This window comes from Asanoa sp. NPDC050611, assembly GCF_040654855.1.
Lineage (GTDB): Bacteria > Actinomycetota > Actinomycetes > Mycobacteriales > Micromonosporaceae > Asanoa.
In genome coordinates this window covers 5,464-8,186 of sequence record NZ_JBFAIU010000333.1, presented here as the reverse complement: position 1 = coordinate 8,186, position 2,723 = coordinate 5,464, and the positions used below count along the sequence as shown (strand labels likewise).

The 2,723-nt window shown below is 74.6% G+C and carries 3 protein-coding genes and 1 pseudogene; all 4 read left to right on the top strand.

Going from position 1 to position 2,723, the window contains the following annotated elements:
- Window positions 1-675: pseudogene (locus AB0H87_RS33840) on the top strand (epimerase); the annotation flags it as partial.
- A gap of 38 nt (window positions 676-713) precedes the next feature.
- Window positions 714-1,319, top strand: coding sequence for an NAD(P)H-dependent oxidoreductase (locus AB0H87_RS33835; protein ID WP_360155119.1), 606 nt, complete (start codon window positions 714-716; stop codon window positions 1,317-1,319).
- Entirely contained in the window at window positions 1,319-1,714 is a 396-nt protein-coding gene (locus AB0H87_RS33830) for a nitroreductase/quinone reductase family protein (RefSeq protein ID WP_360155116.1), read from the top strand. Before AB0H87_RS33835 ends, AB0H87_RS33830 begins: the two co-directional genes overlap by 1 nt.
- A 64-nt stretch (window positions 1,715-1,778) precedes the next feature.
- A partial coding sequence (locus AB0H87_RS33825; RefSeq protein WP_360155113.1) for an ABC transporter ATP-binding protein occupies window positions 1,779-2,723 on the top strand: 945 nt, incomplete at its 3' end.

Genomic DNA, 2,723 nt, shown 5'->3' with positions numbered 1-2,723 from the left:
GTGACCGGCGTGCGCTGGTCCACCTACGCCCGCGACAAGGCGCACGTGGAACTGCTGCTCGACGAGGTCGAGCGGACCTACCCGACGCTGCGGGTCGTGCGGATGCGACCGGCGCTGACGTTCCAGCGCGCGGCGGCGTCGGAGATCGCCCGGCTGTTCATCGGCCCGCTGGCGCCGCTCGGCCTGCTCGGCTTCCGCCGGTTCCCGGTGGTGCCTGGCGGCCCGCGGCTGCGCGTGCAGGGCGTTCACGCCGACGACGTCGCCGACGCCTACGTCCGGGCCGCGCTGGCCGACGTGCGCGGTGCCTTCAACCTCGCCGCCGAGCCGGTGCTGGACGGCCCGGCGCTGGCCCGCCGCTACCACGGCCGTGTCGTGCCCGTGCCCGTGCCGCTGTTGCGGGCCGCGGCCGGCGCCACCTGGCGGGCCCGGCTGCACCCGCTCGAGCCCGGCTGGATCGACCTGGCCACCGGTGTGCCGCTGCTGTCCTCCGCCCGCGCGGCCGCTGAGCTGGGTTGGCAGCCCCGGGTCGACGCGCTGTCGGCGATCGACGAGCTGTTCGCCGGCATGGCGGAGCGCGCCGGCGCACCGACCGCCGCGTTGCGGCCCGAGCGGGCGGCACCGGCGCGGGTGGCCGGTGCGGTCGCGCGGCCGCCGGGGCACGGCGACCCCTACTGAGCAGTTTGGACCGCGGTCGACCGGGTACGGCCGTACACATGAAGGCTTTGGTGATCAACTGCACGCTCAAGCCCAGCCCGGCGCCGTCGAACACCGAGGCGCTGGCCGACGTCGTGGTCGCCGAGCTACGTAAGTCCGATGTGGACGTCGACATCGTCCGCGCCGTCGACCACGACATCCGTCCGGGCGTCGAGGACGACATGGGCGACGGCGACGAGTGGCCGGCGATCCGCGCGAAGCTGCTGGACTCCGAGATCCTGGTCATCGCGACGCCGACCTGGGTCGGCAAGCCGTCGTCGGTGGCACAGCGGGTGATCGAGCGGATGGACGCCCTGATCAGCCAGACCGACGACGCGGGCCGGCCGGTCGCCTACAACCGGGTGGCGGGCGTGGTCAACACGGGCAACGAGGACGGCGCCCACCACGTGATCAGCGAGGTCTGCGGCGCGCTGGTCGACATCGGCTACACGATCCCGGCGCAGGCCTGGACCTACTGGCACCTCGGCCCGGGCGCCGGCCCGAACTACCTCGACGACGAACGCGGGCACGACTGGTCGGACAAGACCGGCCGCGCCATGGCCGCCAACCTGGTCACGGTCGCCCGGGCGCTGCGGGCGAACCCGCTCGGAGCGCCGCCGAGCTGATGCAACGCCTCGTCAACCGGATCGTCCGCCTCGCGTGGGCGCTGCGCGTGCCGATTCCCGGCGACGCGCTGCTGGAGACGACCGGGCGGCGATCGGGCAAGCGGCGCCGCACGCCGGTCTGCGACGGCCGGGACGGCGCGGTCTTCTGGCTGGTCGCCCAGCAGGGCCGGGACACCGACTGGGTGCGCAACCTGGAGGCGGATCCGCGGGTCCGGGTCAAGGTGAGCGGCCGGCCCTGGCGCACCGGCACCGCCCGGGTGCTGGCCGACGACGATCCGGCCGCACGCCAGCAGTCCATCGCGCGCGGTGGGCTCGCCCGCCGGCTCTGCCTCGCCACCGCCGGCCTCGCCGCCGGCGACCCGGTCACGGTCCGCATCGATCTGGATCCGTCCTGACCCGAGCGTGACGCCACCGGCGCCCGCAAGTTAGCCTCTCCTAACTTGTCGAGGTGGGGTGGGAATGACGGAGGCGACGGGCGGCGCGACCCGCCGGCTGATCGGTGACATGTTCCGGCGCCGGCGTCGCGGGGTGGCGCTGACCGCGGGCTTCTGGTCGCTGCACCAGCTCTGCGAGGCGCTCGTGCCCGTCGCCATCGGCCTCGTCGTCGACCAGGCCGTCGGCACCGGGTCCGTAGCGGCCATGGCCTGGTCGCTGCTCGGCGTCTTCGCCCTGTTCACCGCGCTCACGATGGGCTGGCGCACCGGGCTCTGGTTCCTCTCCAAGGTCGAGCTGGAGGAGGCGCACCAGCTGCGGCTGAGCGTCGTCCGGCGGGTCGTCACCGGGCGCGGGATCAGCACGGACCGGCAGACCGGCGAGCTGCTGTCGATCGCGACCTCCGACACCCAGGGCGCCGCGGAGCTGCTCGAGCTGGGCAGCCGCGTCGTGTCCGCCTCGATCGGGCTGATCGTGTCGACGGTCGTGCTGCTGCGCATCGACTGGTCGCTGGGCATCGGGCTCGTGGTCGGCATCCCGGTGCTCGTGCTCGCCCTCAACGCGCTCGGCCCGCTGGTCGAGCGGCACACCTCGGCGCGGCAGGAGGCCCTCGGCCAGGCCGCCGGCACCGCGTCGGACCTGCTCACCGGCTTGCGGCCGTTGCGCGGCTTCGGCGGCGTCGACGAGGCGGCGCGCCGCTACCGGCGGGCCAGCCGCACCTCGTTGCGGGCCAACGTCGGCGCGGTCAAGGCGGGCGCCGCCTTCGTCAGCGTGTCGACGTTCACCACCGGCCTGCTGATCGCGGTCGTCGCCGCGCTGGCCGGCTGGTTCGCGCTCCGCGGCCGGATCACCGTCGGCGAGCTGATCACGATCGTCGGGCTGGCCGCGTTCCTCACCGACCCGGTGCTCAACCTGGCCGACTGCGTCTTCCGGCTGGCCACCGCCCGGGCCAGCGCGGCCCGCGTCGCCGAG

Coding starts and splice junctions, on each gene's coding strand:
- AB0H87_RS33830 (WP_360155116.1), top strand. CDS start 1,319: ATGCAACGCCTCGTCAACCGGATCGTCCGCCTCGCGTGGGCGCTGCGC.
- AB0H87_RS33835 (WP_360155119.1), top strand. CDS start 714: ATGAAGGCTTTGGTGATCAACTGCACGCTCAAGCCCAGCCCGGCGCCG.